At 51.8% G+C, this 16,574-nt stretch carries 14 protein-coding genes; all 14 read left to right on the forward strand.

Annotated features, from left to right (window positions below; translation table 11 throughout):
* The first annotated feature begins 18 nt into the window (after window positions 1–18).
* The 14 genes from nrdG (at window position 19) to ACI0CA_RS05240 (ending at window position 16,546) form a co-directional block, all read left to right on the forward strand.
* Window positions 19–549 carry an anaerobic ribonucleoside-triphosphate reductase activating protein gene (gene nrdG, locus ACI0CA_RS05175; protein ID WP_395506525.1) on the forward strand — a complete coding sequence of 177 codons (531 nt, stop codon included), beginning with the start codon at window positions 19–21 and terminating at the stop codon, window positions 547–549.
* A 224-nt stretch (window positions 550–773) separates the two neighbouring features.
* Window positions 774–1,184: a cation transporter gene (locus ACI0CA_RS05180; protein WP_419016192.1), complete on the forward strand. Its 411-nt coding sequence runs from the start codon at window positions 774–776 to the stop codon at window positions 1,182–1,184.
* A 77-nt stretch (window positions 1,185–1,261) separates the two neighbouring features.
* Window positions 1,262–1,723: an S-ribosylhomocysteine lyase gene (locus ACI0CA_RS05185; RefSeq protein WP_446806491.1), complete on the forward strand. Its 462-nt coding sequence runs from the start codon at window positions 1,262–1,264 to the stop codon at window positions 1,721–1,723.
* A gap of 200 nt (window positions 1,724–1,923) precedes the next feature.
* The gene (locus ACI0CA_RS05190) at window positions 1,924–2,316 is read left to right on the forward strand and encodes a metal-sensing transcriptional repressor (RefSeq protein ID WP_418525999.1); all 393 of its coding nucleotides are present in this window, start codon (window positions 1,924–1,926) and stop codon (window positions 2,314–2,316) included.
* 35 nt (window positions 2,317–2,351) lie between these two features.
* On the forward strand, window positions 2,352–4,886 hold the full coding sequence (locus tag ACI0CA_RS05195; RefSeq protein ID WP_446806490.1) for a heavy metal translocating P-type ATPase: 2,535 nt from the start codon (window positions 2,352–2,354) through the stop codon (window positions 4,884–4,886).
* Between the two features lie 399 nt (window positions 4,887–5,285).
* Complete coding sequence (locus ACI0CA_RS05200; protein ID WP_308449686.1) at window positions 5,286–6,023, forward strand: hypothetical protein; 738 nt, start codon at window positions 5,286–5,288, stop codon at window positions 6,021–6,023.
* A 133-nt stretch (window positions 6,024–6,156) separates the two neighbouring features.
* Window positions 6,157–7,617: a UDP-N-acetylmuramoyl-L-alanyl-D-glutamate--2,6-diaminopimelate ligase gene (locus ACI0CA_RS05205; protein ID WP_308449687.1), complete on the forward strand. Its 1,461-nt coding sequence runs from the start codon at window positions 6,157–6,159 to the stop codon at window positions 7,615–7,617.
* Window positions 7,618–7,646: 29 nt separating this feature from the next.
* A complete protein-coding gene (locus tag ACI0CA_RS05210) occupies window positions 7,647–8,987 on the forward strand; it encodes an aminopeptidase C (protein ID WP_395507411.1) in 1,341 nt (446 codons plus the stop codon).
* A gap of 22 nt (window positions 8,988–9,009) precedes the next feature.
* Complete coding sequence (gene murF / locus ACI0CA_RS05215) at window positions 9,010–10,359, forward strand: UDP-N-acetylmuramoyl-tripeptide--D-alanyl-D-alanine ligase (RefSeq protein ID WP_308449689.1); 1,350 nt, start codon at window positions 9,010–9,012, stop codon at window positions 10,357–10,359.
* A gap of 102 nt (window positions 10,360–10,461) precedes the next feature.
* A complete protein-coding gene (eis, locus tag ACI0CA_RS05220; protein WP_308449690.1) occupies window positions 10,462–11,694 on the forward strand; it encodes a GNAT family N-acetyltransferase in 1,233 nt (410 codons plus the stop codon).
* 175 nt (window positions 11,695–11,869) lie between these two features.
* The gene (locus tag ACI0CA_RS05225; RefSeq protein WP_308449691.1) at window positions 11,870–13,249 is read left to right on the forward strand and encodes an exopolysaccharide biosynthesis polyprenyl glycosylphosphotransferase; all 1,380 of its coding nucleotides are present in this window, start codon (window positions 11,870–11,872) and stop codon (window positions 13,247–13,249) included.
* Window positions 13,250–13,282: 33 nt separating this feature from the next.
* Complete coding sequence (gene glf, locus ACI0CA_RS05230; RefSeq protein WP_308449692.1) at window positions 13,283–14,389, forward strand: UDP-galactopyranose mutase; 1,107 nt, start codon at window positions 13,283–13,285, stop codon at window positions 14,387–14,389.
* A gap of 6 nt (window positions 14,390–14,395) precedes the next feature.
* Complete coding sequence (locus ACI0CA_RS05235) at window positions 14,396–15,457, forward strand: glycosyltransferase family 2 protein (protein WP_308449693.1); 1,062 nt, start codon at window positions 14,396–14,398, stop codon at window positions 15,455–15,457.
* A gap of 12 nt (window positions 15,458–15,469) precedes the next feature.
* On the forward strand, window positions 15,470–16,546 hold the full coding sequence (locus ACI0CA_RS05240; protein WP_308449694.1) for a glycosyltransferase family 2 protein: 1,077 nt from the start codon (window positions 15,470–15,472) through the stop codon (window positions 16,544–16,546).
* Window positions 16,547–16,574 lie beyond the last annotated feature (28 nt).

Consider the following 16,574-nt stretch of genomic DNA (forward strand, 5'->3'; position numbering starts at 1 on the left):
TGAATAGAGGAAACCATCATGAATTACGGTGAGATCAAAAAAACCGACATCGCAAACGGCATCGGCGTGCGCGTCACGCTGTTCGTCTCCGGCTGCACGCGCCACTGCAAAAACTGCTTCAACGCCGAAACGTGGGATTTCAACTACGGCAAGCCGTTTACAAAAGAAACGGAAGACGAGGTGCTCGCAGCCCTTGCACCCGGTTTCATCAACGGTTTAACTTTGCTCGGCGGCGAGCCCATGGAGCCGCAGAATCAACGCGCTTTGGTGCCGTTTCTGCACCGCGTTCGCAAGCTATACCCCGAAAAGGACATCTGGTGCTATTCCGGTTCCACCTTGGAGACCGATATGCTGAAAGACGGTGGCCGCAACCGCTGCGAGGTCACGGACGAATTCCTGTCCCTGCTCGACGTGCTCGTCGACGGCGCATTCGTCGATGAACTCAAAGACATTTCCCTGCGCTTTCGCGGCTCGTCGAACCAGCGCATCATCGATATGAACAAGACCCGCGAAACAGGGAAAGTTACCCTCTGGAACGCGAAACCGTAAAAAAAAACCGAAAACGCCGCTCGACTGCTGTGTTTAGAACAGTGCCGGGCGGCATTTTTTATTTTTCCACACGCGCAGCAACGCAGGAATTCAAAATAAGTTAGAAATCGCTAACTTTTTCTCTTGACATTTTATATTGTCGAGGTATATAATCAAGATACCCCTAAAGGGTATATGAGAGTCTTCTCTCACAAGAATTATTTTCACAAAAGGAAGCGGTTTAAATGCGTACGTATATTTTGAATGCGACCGGCGCGGACATCAGTCCTGCTACGATCATCATCTGTGTGGTGATTGCGGCTATTTGTATTTTTGCGGCCATCAGCTATCGCAAAAAATTGAAGAACGGCTGCTGCGGCGGTGGCGGCGATGAAGTGAAGCACGTCAAGCCGCAGGATACAAGTGTGAACGACTATGACCACGTTTACCGCATGGACATCGAGGGCATGCACTGCAAAAACTGCGCCATGCGCATTGAAAACGCGTTCAACGAGCAGCCGGACTGCATGGCAAAGGTCGACCTTGCCGGCAAATTCGTGCGCATCTACACAAAGAAGCCCGTCGAAGAAGTCGTTTTGAAACAGACCGTCTGGCGTGCCGGCTACGAGCCGAAAACCGTCACCGTCGAAAAATAAGACGGAATTGAAATTCAAAGAAAAGCGTGGTATACTCTAAGAAATCCGTGAATTTATAAAGAGAGTGATGATAGAGTATGAAAAAAATCGCCAGCTTTTCCGTCAATCATGATAAGCTCAAAAAAGGCATGTACGTTTCCCGCATCGACGGCGACATTGTAACCTACGACCTGCGCATGAAGGTGCCGAACGCCGGAGATTACCTCTCAAACGGCGCGCTCCACACGTTCGAGCATCTTTTCGCCACGTATGCGCGCAACTCCGCGTTGTCCGATTCCGTCATCTACGTCGGCCCCATGGGCTGCCGCACGGGCTTCTATTTCCTTCTGCGCGACAACGTGAGCCGCCTGGATGCCCTGCATCTCGTGCAGGAATCCTTCGCGTTCATCCGCGATTTTGAGGGCGAGATCCCCGGCAGCCGCCGCGAAGAGTGCGGCAACTACAAAGAGCACGACCTCAAGGGCGCCAAAGAGACTGCCGTCGATATGCTCGAGGTCCTCAAGGACTGGACGCCGGAGAAAATGGAATACGAAGCGTAAGTCAAGCTAAGATTAACACCCAAAGCACCGTTTTGAGCCAAAAGCCAAGCAGTGCTTTTTACTTTAGATGCAGGTCAAAAATCCGGGCAGAATATTTTTGAAAAAAAGCTAAAATCAGAGTTGACAATATACCCTATATGGGTATATAATCAAGATACCCCAAGAGGGTATATAAAGCGAAATCGGAAAGGAGAATTCCGTTGGAACATACAGAAGAAAAAGAGCTGTACGCTTGCTGCAAAAGCAATGCAACCGATACGGAAGCGTGCACAGACTGCACCGAAGAAAAAACCGAAGAGAAGTGCTGCGGCTGTCATAAAACAAAGCACCGCTCCGATGAGGAGTACAAAAAACTCATCCACAGATTAAACCGCATCGAAGGGCAGATCCGCGGCATTCGCGGCATGGTGGAGAAAAGCGCCTACTGCCCGGACATCCTCGTGCAGGTCGCGGCAGCCAACGCGGCGCTCAACGCATTTACGAAAGAGCTGCTCGCAAACCACATCAAGACTTGTGTTGCGGACGACATCCGCGCAGGAAACGATGAAGTCATCGATGAGCTTGTCGCTACGCTGCAAAAGCTGATGCGATAATTTTCGGCGCATTTTTATGAAAGGAAGGGAAGAAAATGGAACAGTATAACGTCACGGGTATGAGCTGCGCGGCGTGCAGCACCCGTGTGGAAAAAGCGGTCAGCAAGGTGCCGGGCGTTACGTCCTGCTCGGTCAGCCTGCTCACGAACTCCATGGGCATTGAGGGCACGGCTTCGCCGGAAAGTATTATCAAGGCCGTGGAAGATGCCGGCTACGGCGCGTCCAAAAAAGGCGCGGCACAGAATAGCACAAGCCCCAACGCTGCTGCAGAAGATGCCTTGAAAGACCGCGAAACTCCAAAGCTCAAAAAGCGCCTCATTGCGTCCGTCGGCTTTTTGGCTGTGCTCATGTACATCTCCATGGGGCATATGATGTGGGGCTGGCCGCTGCCGAATTTTCTCAAAGACAACCACGTCGCGATGGGCCTCATCCAGTTGCTCCTCACCGTCATCATCATGGTCATCAACCAGAAGTTCTTCATCAGCGGCTTTAAAGGGCTCATCCACCGCGCACCGAATATGGATACCCTTGTGGCGCTCGGCTCGGGCGCGTCGTTCCTGTACAGCACCTACGCGCTGTTCGCCATGACAGATGCCCAGATGCGCGGCGATATGACCGCCGTCATGGGCTACATGCACGAGTTCTACTTCGAGTCTGCCGCCATGATCTTAACGCTCATCACGGTCGGTAAAATGCTGGAAGCGCGCTCCAAAGGCCGCACGACCGATGCCTTAAAGGGTCTCATGAACCTCGCGCCGAAAACCGCCGTGCTCGTGCGGGACGGTCAAGAGGTCACCGTGCCCGTTTCCGAGGTTCGCCGCGGCGATGTGTTTGCCGTGCGCCCCGGTGAGAATATCCCCGTAGACGGCATCGTCTTGGAAGGCGCCAGCGCCGTCAATGAATCCGCCCTCACCGGCGAGAGCATTCCGGTCGATAAGGCCGTGGGCGATGCTGTTTCCGCCGCGACCGTGAACCAGTCCGGCTTCCTGCGCTGCGAAGCGACGCGCGTCGGCGAAGATACCACGCTTTCCCAGATTATCCGCATGGTCAGCGATGCCGCCGCCACGAAAGCGCCGATTGCGAAGATCGCCGATAAGGTTTCCGGCGTGTTCGTCCCGACCGTCATTTGCATCGCCGTTGTTACGTTCATCGTCTGGATGCTCGTTGGGCAGACGTTCGGCTACGCGCTCGCGCGCGGCATCTCCGTGCTCGTCATCAGCTGCCCGTGCGCACTTGGCCTCGCAACGCCGGTCGCCATCATGGTCGGCAGCGGCATGGGCGCGAAAAACGGCATCCTGTTCAAAACCGCCGTTTCACTCGAAAAAACCGGCAAGGTGCAGATCGTCGCGCTCGATAAAACCGGCACCATCACAAGCGGCGAGCCCCGCGTCACGGATATTTTACCCGCCCCGGGCATCACCGAAAAAAACCTTCTCGAAGCCGCAAGTGCGCTCGAAAAAAAGAGCGAGCACCCGCTCGCCAAAGCCATCATGGCGCGCGCTGAGGAGATCGGCGTGCAGGCAAAAGAAGTCACAGACTTCATGGCAAAGCCCGGCAATGGCCTCACCGCTGCCCTGAACGGCGAAGTTCTCGCAGGCGGCAACCTGAAGTTCATCTCCACGCAGGCAGATGTCCCCGCAGATTTTAAAGAAAAGGCCGAAGCCCTCGCGCAGTCCGGCAAAACCCCGCTGTATTTCAGCAGGGGCGGTAAGCTTATCGGCGTTATCGCCGTAGCGGATGTCATCAAGGAAGACAGCCCGCAGGCCATCCGCGAATTGCAGAACATGGGCATTCACGTCGTCATGCTCACCGGTGATAACGCCCGCACCGCAGAGGCCATCGGCCGACAGGCAGGCGTTAATGAAGTCATCGCAGGCGTCCTGCCGGACGGCAAGGAAAACGTCATCCGCAAGCTCAGAGAGCAGGGGGAAGTCATGATGGTCGGCGACGGCATCAACGATGCGCCCGCGCTTACCAGAGCCGACATCGGTGTCGCCATCGGCGCCGGTACGGATATCGCCATCGACGCCGCAGATGTCGTGCTCATGAAGAGCCGCCTGTCCGATGTTCCTGCGGGCATCCGTTTAAGCCGCGCCACACTGCGCAATATCCACGAAAACCTGTTCTGGGCGTTCATTTATAACATCATCGGCATCCCGCTCGCGGCAGGCGTGTTCATTAACCTGCTCGGCTGGCAGCTGAACCCCATGTTCGGCGCGGCAGCCATGAGCCTTTCAAGCTTTTGTGTCGTCACAAACGCGCTTCGTCTGAATTTATTGAACATCCGCAGCACGAAGCACGATAAAAAAATAAAATCGGCAAAACCCGCCGAAACGAAAACCATCGAAGTAAAGGAGACAAAAACCATGGAAAAAACAATTAAGATTAACGGCATGATGTGCCCGCATTGCGAAGCCACTGTTAAAAAGTGTCTGGAGGCATTCCCGCAGGTCACATCTGCAGAAGTCAGCCACGAAAAGGGCACGGCGGTCATTCAGCTCAATGCTGAAATTTCCGATGCCGAGCTCAAGAAAGCCATCGAAGATAAGGGCTACGAGGTCGTAGACTGAGTTCGATAAAGCTTGACACAAATTTAATCTGTGTTACAATAAAAGCACTGCCTGTGTTTGCGGGCAGTGCTTTTGCATTTTACAATTTGTTCACAGCAAATTGGCTTTTTAGAAAGAATAACGGCGTAAAATTAACATAAAGCTAACGTAAAGCAAACGGATAAAGTTTCGCCCGCCTTTTTCAAAGGCGGCGGATTCCAAAGGCAGCGCCTTTGGTCGTCGTTCGCAAACGACGAAACCTTTTTGCCTCCCCAAAAACCAGGAAGGTAGGCTCAACAGTCCGGTGGACTGTTGAGCCGTAGGGAACCCAGTTGCATGGGTTCCCTGAAAGGCGGCACAAAGCCGCCTTTTCAAAAACCACACAGCCAAAGAATACTAAAGAAGAGATGAGGAAATCACATGGCACGAGAGCGGTATCTGCTGGACGATACGGAAGACACCATTCATAAAAACGAAATCAAGCCGCAGACCGCGGCGGATAAACGCAAAAACTGGTGGGATTATCACAAGGTGCACGTCCTGCTCGTCGCGCTCGCCATAGCCGTCGTCGGCTATTTCATATATTCGGTCACATCCAAAACGGAACCCGATTATACCATCACCGTCATGACGCAGTATACCGTGCCGAGCGACCTGCAAACCGATATTCAGGAGCTTTTCGAGAAATATGCAGACGACCGCAACGGTGACGGCAAAACATACGTCGCCATGAATTTCTGCCGCTTTAATACAAGCGGCACCTCGGAGTTTGAAACATCAGAGCTGCAGGCCTCGTTCGTCAAGTTCGCGACCGATGCCTCCGCCGGTGACAGCATGATTTTCGCTTACGACGACGCAAGCTATAAATACCTCGATCAGGACGATTTAGAAGGCTTTTTCGGCCCCGTAGACGGCACCGATAACGACTATTACCTCTGGAAGGACATTCCGGCGCTGAACAACTTAGAGCTCAACCACTATAACGAGGAGGGCGCAACGAAAGAAAGCGTGCTTTCCGTCCTCGGTGAGCTCAAGGTCGCCGTCCGTACAGAAGACGGCGCCGCGTTCAAAAAGCAGGAAAAGATCGATTACCGCAATGACAGCGTCAAGCTGTACGAGCGTCTTTTGAACGACGCACCCGCAAATACCGAAAATTAAATGAGAGAGCTGCACATTTTTACGCGCAGCTCTCTTTTTTCTTTGACAGAACCACGCAGACGGACTATAATAAGCACATAGTATACCATGTCGGTATACATCATCCGAATTCACGAAAAAGGATGGGATAAAAATGAAACTGAAACAACTTTTAACCGCCATCAAGTATCGCGCGGAGCAGGTGCCGGACGTCGACATCACCGACCTTGTGTACGATTCCCGTAAGGCTGTGCCGGGCTGCGCGTTTGTTTGCCTGCGCGGTGCGAATGCAGATGGCCATAAGTACGCGAAAATGGCAGCGGAAAAAGGTGCCGCCGTCATCATCGCAGAGGAGCCCGTGGAAGCGCCCGTGCCGGTCATTTTAACGGATAACACCCGCCTTGCCCTCGCATGTTTGAGCGCCGAGTTCTTCGGCCACCCCGCAGAGCAGATGCACGTCATCGGCATCACGGGCACCAAGGGCAAAACGACCACCGCGTTCATGATGCGCTCCATTCTGGAGGCCGCAGGCCATAAAACCGGCGTCATCGGCACTATCGGCGTACTGTACGGCGATACCCTCGTTCAAACCGATAACACCACACCCGAAAACTACGAGGTGCAGAAGTTCATGCGCCAAATGGTCGACGCCGGCTGCGAATACTGCGTTATGGAGGTCTCGTCCATCGGCCTCAAGGATCACCGCGTTGCAGGCTTCACGTTTGAGCTCGGCCTCTTCACGAATTTCTCCGAGGATCACATCGGCGGCGCAGAGCATAAAGATATGGCAGAGTACATGGCGTGCAAAAGCATGCTGTTCCGCATGTGCCGCACCGGCATCATCAATATCGATGACCCGAATTATACCGGCATCATCAAAAATCATACGTGCAATATTGTTACCTACGGCTACGATAAATCGGCCGATCTTGTTGCGCATGGGGAAGAACTCGTTACCACACCGGGGTTCCTCGGCGTGCGCTTCTCCGTCACAGGCAAGCTGAATTTTACCGCGGATGTCGCCATCCCCGGCAAGTTCAACGTCTATAACGCCCTGTGCGCCATCACGGCGTGCAGCGTTTTGAATATCCCCGTCACTGCCATGCAGCACGGGCTTAAAACCGTCAAGGTCAAGGGCCGCGTGGAGCCTGTGCCGATGCCCGGCGATTTCACCCTGCTCATCGATTATGCGCACAACGCCGTCAGCATGCAGAGCATTTTGACAACGCTGCGCGCCTATAACCCGAAGCGCCTCATCTGCATGTTCGGCGCAGGCGGCAATCGCCCCAAGGTGCGCCGTTTCGAGATGGGCGAGGTCAGCGGCAATTTAGCCGATCTCTCCGTCATCACGGCAGATAACTCCCGTTACGAAAATGTGCTCGATATTTTAGCGGACATCAAGGTCGGCCTTGCAAAGACCGACGGCAAATACATTGAAATTCCCGACCGCCGCGAAGCCATTCGCTGGTGCATTGAAAACGCACAACCCGGCGACATTATTGTTCTCGCAGGCAAGGGTCACGAAGATTATCAGGAGATCGAGGGTAAGAAATACCCGTTTGACGAGCGTGTCGTCATTCGGGAAATCCTTGATTCCATGAAACAAAGCTCATAAATTACTTTCGGGAAAGGACTTGTGCAGAAATGAATAAGGAAATCACACTGGAACAGCTCGCTTCTTATGAGACCGCGTTCGACAGCGACCGCGCGAACCGTATCGCCATGGATGCTGCCACGAAGAATGGCGTCAACAATGCCGCCATGCGCTTTGAGAACGCCCGCGAAATGCGCCATACGTTCAACATTTCTTTGGAGCAGGGCGACATCACGAATCAGAAGCAGAGCGGCCGCTGCTGGATGTTCGCGGCGCTCAACACCATGCGCTTCCGCATCATCAAAAAGCTCGGCGTCAAAACGTTTGAGCTCTCCCAGAACTACGCGCTGTTCTTCGATAAGCTTGAAAAGAGCAACTATTTCCTCGAGAGTATCTTAGAGACGCTCAACGAGCCCACCGCAGGCCGCCTTGTTACATATTTGCTTTCCGGTCCGCTCGGCGACGGCGGTCAGTGGGATATGTTCGCAAACCTCGTAGAGAAGTACGGCGTCGTGCCGAAGGAAGTCATGCCGGAAACCGCCGCATCCTCCTCCACGCGTGAGATCACCGGCTACCTCACCGAAAAGCTGCGTGAGTTTGCCTGCACGCTGCGCACCGCGTATCAGAACGGCGCTTCCATGGAGGAGCTCCGTGCAAAGAAGGACGACATGATGCAGACCATCTATAACATGCTGTGCATCAGCCTCGGCAAGCCGCCTGTGAAGTTCGATTTCGAGGTCAAGACCCCGAACGGCTTCGTGCGCGACCTCGGCATCACTCCGCAGTCGTTCTTCAAAAAGTACGTCGACATGGATCTTTCCCGGTACATCAGCCTCATCAATGCGCCGACGTCCGATAAGCCCTACGGCAAGACCTACACTGTCGCGTTCCTCGGTAACGTCGCAGAGGGCCGACCCGTCAAGTACCTCAACCTGCCCATTGAAGACCTGAAAGCGGCAGCCATCGCCCAGATGAAGGACGGCTTGCCGGTTTGGTTCGGCTGCGATGTCGGCAAGCGCAGCGTTCGTGACGGCGGCGTTATGGATCTGAACGCTCTCGACCTCGAAACGCTCTTCAACACCGAGTTCACCATGGATAAAGCTCAGCGCCTCGATTATGGCCAGAGCCTCATGACGCACGCCATGGTTTTCCAGGGCGTCAACCTCGACGATAACGGTAAGCCGAACCGCTGGAGAGTCGAAAACAGCTGGGGCAAGGATGCCGGTGTAGACGGCTACTACATCATGAGCGACGCTTGGTTCGACGAGTATATGTATCAGGTCGTCGTCGATAAAAAGTACCTCACAGAAGAACAGCGCAAAGCGCTTGAGCAAGAGCCGATTACGCTCCAGCCGTGGGATCCGATGGGCTCCCTCGCTTCGGTGCGCTAAATGAAAGGAAACTACTGCATTTATGAATTTAAAGGTATCTGAGATCGCCGAAATGTGCGGCGGCAGGCTCGTCGGCAGCGGCGAAAATACCGTCACGTCGTTTTATACCGACAGCCGCGAGACGACGCCCGGCAAAATGTTTGTGCCCATCCGCGGCGAAAACACCGATGCACACCGCTTTATCCCGCAGGTCTTCGCATCTGGCGCGTCAGCGACTTTTTCCGAAGAGCCGCTCGATGCCCCCGCAGGCGATGTTGTCTACGTTGAAAATACCCGCGCAGCACTGCAAAAGGTCGCGGAACGCTATCGCGAGCGCTTCAATATCCCGGTTATCGGTATCACGGGCAGCGTAGGTAAGACCACCACAAAGGAATTGGTCGCTTTAGCTGTTTCCGCCGGCCTCAAAACGATGAAAACCGCCGGCAACGCGAACAGCCAGATCGGCCTGCCCATGACCGTTCTGCGCATCACGCCGGAGGACGAAGCCGCCATTGTCGAAATGGGCGTCAGCATGCCCGGTGAGATGGCGCGCATCGCAAAAGTCGCAAAGCCGAACATCGCCGTCATGACGAACATCGGCGTGTCGCATATCGAGTTCATGAAAACACGCGAGAACATCATGAAAGAGAAGTTCGGCATCACGGATTACCTGCCAAACGGCAGCAAGGTATTCGTAAACGGCGATGACGACCTGCTTTCCACATTAAAAAGCACCCCGGAAAAGCAGATCGTGCGCTTCGGTCTCGGTGAAAACTGCGACTGGCGCGCCGTAGAGCTTGAGGCCGATACGGAGGGCACAAAGTTTATCTGTGTGCACGACGGTAAACGCGTAGAAATGTACGTCCCCGCTGCCGGCGAGCACAACGTGCGCAACGCCCTTGCCGCCGTCGCGGTCGCTGTGGAAGTCGGCGTTCCGGAGGAAAAAGCCGTCGCGGCCATCCGCACCTATGCACCGCCCGCCATGCGCCAGCAGATTAAAGAAGCGCACGGCATCACGCTGATCGACGATACCTATAACGCCAGCCCCGATTCCATGCGTGCCGCTTTGAAAATTCTCGGCGGTCTGAAAGCGACCGGCAAAAAGTACGCCGTACTTGCCGATATGCTGGAGCTCGGCGATTACGCAGAGCGCGGCCACTATGAAACCGGCGCGTTTGCGGCGGAAAACGGCACCGATGTCCTTATCGGCGTCGGCCCGCTCGCAAAGCACATCGTCGAGGGCTTTAAAAATCGTGAGAACAGCGCGTGGTTCGCCTCGAATGCGGAAGCCATCGCGTATCTGAAAGACCGTCTGCATCCCGGTGATGCCGTGCTGTGCAAAGGTTCCCGCGGTATGCACATGGATGAAATCATCCATGCTCTTTCGGAATAAGCCCGTATACTATAATATATTTAATATATATCACAATATAAAGGCAAAAGCCGGCAAGTTCCTTTTCACTTGCCGGTTTTTTGCAAAACGGAGGAAAGTTGTATGAAAACAAGATTACTGCGCCCGGAAGAAAACTGGAAATCAAATCTCACCATGGCTGTCGCCTTTGAGGGAGATTACGACCTCGAAAAAGCCAAAGAAAGTGCTGCCCGTGAGCGCACCGAAGAAGAAAAGAGGGAAGATGCCCGCAACCGATGCTTCTGCACCTTTTTAGACGACGATGAGACCATCTGCGGCGTCGTGAACAGCCGCGAGTACCTCTGCCGCTTCGACGGCGGCACGTATAAGCTCGGCGGTGTAGGCGGTGTTTCTACATTGCCGCAGTACCGCCGCGGCGGCGTTATCCGCGCTTGCGTGACGGCCTCTCTCAAAGACATGTACGCAAACGATTTCACGTTCGCTTTTTTGTATCCGTTCAGCATGCAGTATTACCGCAAGTTCGGCTTTGAAGCCGGTGCGCCGGAATACCGCTGGTCGGTGCCGTTCACAGCGATGAAGCCGCAGGATGTCGGCGGGCACGTCGAGCAGATCTTCCCCGGCGGCGATTTTACCCCGCTTCTTACCGTCTATAACACGTTCTATGCAGACCACAACCTCTCCGCCGTCCGCGAAACGTATGATAAAGGTCTCGAAAAAGCGAACCTCTGGAACGATAAGCGCTACGTATTCGTCTGGTACAATAACGAAAATCAGCCGCGCGGCCTGATGATTACCCATAAAATCGAAGAAGGCGGCGTCACATATCTTGACTGCACCCACACGTTCCAAAGCCCCGGCGGTTTCCTCGCGTGCGATGCAGAAGCGTTCAACGGCTTGCTGTTCTTCGCAAAATCCGCTTTCTCGTCGGATTACGAGAAGCTTCGCTTTACCGTCCCGTCCGATATGCACTTAGAGCAGCTCATCGGCGAAAACACGCGCACGTTCTGCTCCGTGTTCCCAAACGGCATGCTGCGCGTTGTCAACGTCGAGCGTGTTTTAGAAAACTGTGCTTGCCGCGGCACAGGGGAGATCACCCTCAGTATCGAAGACGATATCATCACGGAAAATAACGGCACATGGCGCCTGCACTTTGCCCCCGGCGAGCAAAATAAAGTTGAAAAAACCGATGCCGTACCGGACCTCATCCTCAACATCCGCGCCTTTTCTGCCCTCATCACCGGCGCCCGCGCCGCCGCCGATATCCCCTGGATGCCTGACGTCCGCCTCCTCCGCCAAGCTCCCACCGTTCCCAACGTCTTCTACCCCAAAAAGTGCTCCATGATGGATCTGTTCTAAGCATATTAATTTTATTGTAGGATTATTAGTAACAATTACGAAAAAAAGAAGAGATTATGGGGGTAATTAGTGCGTTGCACAGGATTTAAAAAACGAATTGACAATAAGCGTGTCGAATGGTATCATTAAAAATGTGTAACAATATTTATTAAGAATATAAGGTGCGTGAATATAAATGAATAACAGAAAGTTTGCGCTTTCTATGATCATGAAGTTCTCCATTTTTGCATTGCAATTCGGCTTTTTTGCCATGGTTTTGTTCCAATATTACGGCCCAAGACTTTTCCGTAGAGCAGATAGCATCGGATATGCGGTCACATTGATTCTCTATGCCATCGTATACGTAGCACTCGGCAATCTTTTCCGTGCGTTTAAAATTACAGATTATTCCATAGCAGAAACTATTTTTTCGCAGTTTCTGTCCTTTGGCATGGCAGATTTGCTGCTCTATGGCGAATTCTGCATGATTCGCCATAATTATGTAAACTTAATTCCCGGCATTCTCACGGTGCTTTGCCAGCTTTTGGCGGCAGCGTGCTGGGCTCTTGTCGGCAAGCGTTTTACCATCGCGTTCGGCAAGCCGGAAAAGACCCTCGTCATCTCCGGCGCGGATAATGTGAATGAGTTTCTACAAAAATTTGATAAGATTGGTCATATTTTCACCATCGAAAAGGTCGTTTCTGCGGATATTCTGAAGGGCGACTGGAAAAAAGAAGTCGCTCCCTATCAAGCTGTCATTTTCTATGAGGTTTCCTCTAAAAAGCGTTCAGAGGTGATCTGGTACTGCATGCAGAGCCGCAAAAGCCTCTATATCACGCCGCAGCTCAGTGAGATCACCATGGAAGGCTTCGGAGCGCGTCATCTGATCGATACGCCCATGATGAAATATGAGTACCGAAGCGAGCGTTTCTGGTACAACCTTGTCAAGCGCGTGGTCGATATTCTGCTTTCCCTTACGGCACTTATTCTGCTTTCCCCGCTGCTTCTTCTTACAGCCTTGGCCATCAAGCTCGAGGATCGCGGCCCTGTGTTCTATAAGCAAAAGCGCTGCACCAAAAACGGCGAGGTTTTTGAAATTCTCAAGTTCCGTAGTATGATCGTAGATGCGGAAAAAGGCGGCAAATCCATTCCGTGTCGCTCCGGCGATCCCCGCATCACACGTGTCGGTCGCGTCATCCGTAAACTGCGCATCGATGAATTCCCGCAAATTATTAACGTCTTAAAAGGTGATATGTCCATCGTCGGCCCACGCCCGGAGCGCATCGAACACGTGGAAGAATACACAAAAGAAATCCCCGAGTTTTCCTACCGCCTGCGCGTCAAAGGCGGCCTGACCGGCTATGCCCAAATTTACGGCAAATACAACACGAGCCCCTACGATAAACTGCGGCTCGACCTTCAGTATATTGAAAAACAGTCAATTTTGCTTGATTTAAAGCTGATTCTGCTGACAATCAAGATCATGTTCGTGCCGGAATCTACAGAAGGCTTCACAGAAGAGAAGTCTGCTCAGATGACGGAGAAAACCAAGAGTATAAATGAAATTGAAGAATAAATTCTTGATTTAATAATTGGAAGGAGAATTAGTATGCGTAAAAAGTATGATTATCTCATTGTAGGCAGCGGCCTTTTCGGTTCCGTATTTGCACACGAAGCTACACTGCGCGGCAAAAAATGCCTTGTGCTGGAGCGCCGCGATCACGTTGGCGGCAATATTTATTGCGAAGAGATCGAAGGAGTCACCGTACATCGTTACGGTGCACACATTTTTCATACGGCAAATCGCCGCGTATGGAAATATGTAAATGATTTAGCAGAGTTTAATCGTTTCACGAATTCACCAATCGCAAATTATAAAGGCGAAATCTACAACATGCCGTTCAATATGAATACGTTCTCGAAGCTTTGGGGTGTTGTAACACCGGACGAAGCACGTGAAAAGATTGAAGCACAGCGCGGCGTCGTAACAGGCGAACCCAAAAACCTCGAAGAGCAGGCGATTCGCCTTGTCGGCACGGATATTTACGCTAAGCTCATCAAGGGCTATACGGAAAAGCAATGGGGCAGACCTTGCACGGAGCTGCCGGCATTCATCATCAAGCGTCTCCCTGTGCGCTATACGTATGACAATAACTATTTTAACGATCCGTATCAGGGCATCCCAGTAAACGGCTATAATGAGATTATTGATAAGCTGCTCGATGGCATTGAAGTGCGCACTGATGTGGATTATCTTGCGAATCGTGCAGCGTATGATGCGCTTGCGGAAAAAGTCGTTTATACAGGTACGATTGATTCTTATTTTGATTATAAATGCGGTGAGCTTGAGTACAGAAGCCTGCGCTTTGAGACCGAAGTTTTGGATACACCGAATTATCAGGGCGTTGCGGTCGTCAACTATACGGACCGTGAAACGCCGTATACGCGCATCATCGAGCACAAGCATTTTGCGTTCGGTCAGCAGGAAAAAACGGTCATCACGCGCGAATATCCTGCGGTTTGGCAGCAGGGGATGGAAGCATATTACCCTGTCAATAACGAAAAAAACAGCGCGCTTTATCAACAGTATAAGGCACTGGCCGATGCCGAACCGAACGTGATCTTCGGCGGCAGATTGGCAGAGTATAAATATTATGATATGGATAAGGTTATTGAGGCAGCGCTTTCGGCTGTGGAAAAAGAATTTGCGGAGTAAGACATTATGATGGAAAATGTAAAAGTCAGCGTGATCATGCCTGTGTATGGTGTAGAAGCTTACGTTGGCAAAGCAATAGAGAGCATACAAAAACAGACTTATAAAAACTGGGAGTTTTTCTGTGTAGATGACGGTACAAAGGATCGCAGCGGTGAGATTTGTGACGAATATGCAGCAAAAGATCCACGCATCAAAGTCATTCACAAGGAAAACGGCGGTGCGCCAAGCGCAAGAAATGTCGCAATCGATCAAGCTACCGGAAAGTATTTGTATTTTATGGATTCCGATGATTGGGCGGAGTCGACCATGCTGGAAGATATGGTGACGGCAGCAGAGAAGAACAGTTCCCAGTTTGTTGTAACGGGCTTTTATATTGATACGTATTACACGGATTCGGAAAAATTTGTGCAGGAGCAGGCGTATAAGGATTGTGTGTATCCCACACAACAGGCGTTCCGTGAGGACGCCCATCACCTGTTTGATCTGAATTTGTTGTATTCTCCGTGGAATAAGCTCTTTTTGACAGAGTATGTAAAGGGCAACGGTATTTATTTTCCGCAGACCTTCTGGGATGATTTCCCGTTTATTTTAAGCGTTATCCGCGATGTGGAGCGCGTTACGGTGCTTTCCGGCAAGTATTATCACTTTATCCGCAAGCGTCAGGAAAGTGAGACTGCGCGTTACAGAAGCGATATGTACGATAAGCGCGAGGAAGAACACGGCTGGATGATTGACCTTTATAAGCACTGGAATATTCATACGCCGGAAACAGAAGAATTCCTCGCACGCCGTTATTCCGAGCGCCTTATCGGCTGTATCGAAAATGTAACAAACCGCAACTGTACGCTCACCACAAAAGAGAAAAAAGCGAAAATTCGTGAAATGATTTCTACCCCGACAGCTATGCAGTCTGTAAAGCTCACCAAAGCGCGCTCAGCCTATATGAAGCTCATGCTTGTGCCGCTTAAAATGCACAGCACTGGGCTGACGTATCTTGAAGGTCGCATTATTTCCAAGGTAAAGTCCGGTAATACAGAGCTTTTTGCTAAGCTGAAGGCCGGTAGATAACGGAGGCTGTAAATGGATAAGACAACTCCGTTTTTCAGCATCGTGATGCCCGTATACGGCGTTGCGGATTATTTGGAACAAACGCTACAAAGTGTGGCTGCACAGACTTTTGAAGATTTTGAAGTCATTTTGGTTGATGACTGTTCGCCGGATGATTCTCCGAAAATTTGCGATGCGTGGGTCAAAAAAGACGAGCGTATGACCGTACTGCATCTGCCCGAAAACGGCGGCCTCAGCAACGCACGCAACGCCGGTTTCCCGCATGTGCGAGGAGAGTATGTGTTCTTTATGGATTCCGACGACGTGATCGATGCGAATCTGCTGGAGCAAGTAAAAGCCTCTTTGGAAGTAAACAGGGCAGACGTTGTTGTTTTCGGACTTTTAGAGCAGTATTATGACCGCGCAGGTGTTTTAAAGCAGACTTTCCCGGTCGCAGTGGAAAAAACGCTGTATTTGTATACGCCGGAAGACGTGCGCCGTGAGGTTATTCATTTGGAGGAAAAAACGCTGTACGGCTATGCGTGGAACAAAGTCTACCGTGTTCAGTCCCTGCGTGAAAGCGGTGTGGTATTTGAAAAGATTACGCTGATTGAGGACATCAAATTCAACGTTTCTTATTTTGATTCGGTGTGCTCCATGAACGTGTTGAACACAACACCGTATCATTACTTGAAGCGTATAGACGGCAGCCTGACGAATAAATTTTTGCCGGATTACTTCACACTCAACGCGGAGCGGGTTTTCTTGGTGCTGGAGCAGTATAAAAACTGGGGCATGTGCACAGAAGAGGTGCGCAGAATTTTAGCCAATATCTATGTGCGCTACCTGTTTTCCGCCTTGCAGCGCAACTGTGATAAACGCTCTGCCATGAACCACGCACAGCGCAAAGAATGGCTCAAGCAGCAGTATAAAACGCCGTTGTGCAAAGAACTGCTGTCGGCGGTTCAGGCAAGCGGCACGCTTTTCAAGTGCATGGCAAAGGCGCTTTGTGCAGGCAATATCCCGTTGTGCCTGATGATTGCTCGCAGTATTTTTGCAGTAAAAAGCGCGTTTCCCACGGTCTTTTCGACACTCAAACAACAGCACTGACCGAATCTGCTTGTTTTTAGGAGAAAGT

Origin of the sequence: Hominenteromicrobium mulieris, from assembly GCF_046197855.1 — a bacterium.
Lineage (GTDB): Bacteria > Bacillota > Clostridia > Oscillospirales > Acutalibacteraceae > Hominenteromicrobium > Hominenteromicrobium mulieris.

Coding starts and splice junctions, on each gene's coding strand:
- ACI0CA_RS05200 (WP_308449686.1), top strand. CDS start 5,286: ATGGCACGAGAGCGGTATCTGCTGGACGATACGGAAGACACCATTCAT.
- ACI0CA_RS05210 (WP_395507411.1), top strand. CDS start 7,647: ATGAATAAGGAAATCACACTGGAACAGCTCGCTTCTTATGAGACCGCG.
- glf (WP_308449692.1), top strand. CDS start 13,283: ATGCGTAAAAAGTATGATTATCTCATTGTAGGCAGCGGCCTTTTCGGT.
- ACI0CA_RS05225 (WP_308449691.1), top strand. CDS start 11,870: ATGAATAACAGAAAGTTTGCGCTTTCTATGATCATGAAGTTCTCCATT.
- eis (WP_308449690.1), top strand. CDS start 10,462: ATGAAAACAAGATTACTGCGCCCGGAAGAAAACTGGAAATCAAATCTC.
- nrdG (WP_395506525.1), top strand. CDS start 19: ATGAATTACGGTGAGATCAAAAAAACCGACATCGCAAACGGCATCGGC.
- ACI0CA_RS05240 (WP_308449694.1), top strand. CDS start 15,470: ATGGATAAGACAACTCCGTTTTTCAGCATCGTGATGCCCGTATACGGC.
- ACI0CA_RS05205 (WP_308449687.1), top strand. CDS start 6,157: ATGAAACTGAAACAACTTTTAACCGCCATCAAGTATCGCGCGGAGCAG.
- ACI0CA_RS05180 (WP_419016192.1), top strand. CDS start 774: ATGCGTACGTATATTTTGAATGCGACCGGCGCGGACATCAGTCCTGCT.
- murF (WP_308449689.1), top strand. CDS start 9,010: ATGAATTTAAAGGTATCTGAGATCGCCGAAATGTGCGGCGGCAGGCTC.
- ACI0CA_RS05235 (WP_308449693.1), top strand. CDS start 14,396: ATGATGGAAAATGTAAAAGTCAGCGTGATCATGCCTGTGTATGGTGTA.
- ACI0CA_RS05185 (WP_446806491.1), top strand. CDS start 1,262: ATGAAAAAAATCGCCAGCTTTTCCGTCAATCATGATAAGCTCAAAAAA.
- ACI0CA_RS05195 (WP_446806490.1), top strand. CDS start 2,352: ATGGAACAGTATAACGTCACGGGTATGAGCTGCGCGGCGTGCAGCACC.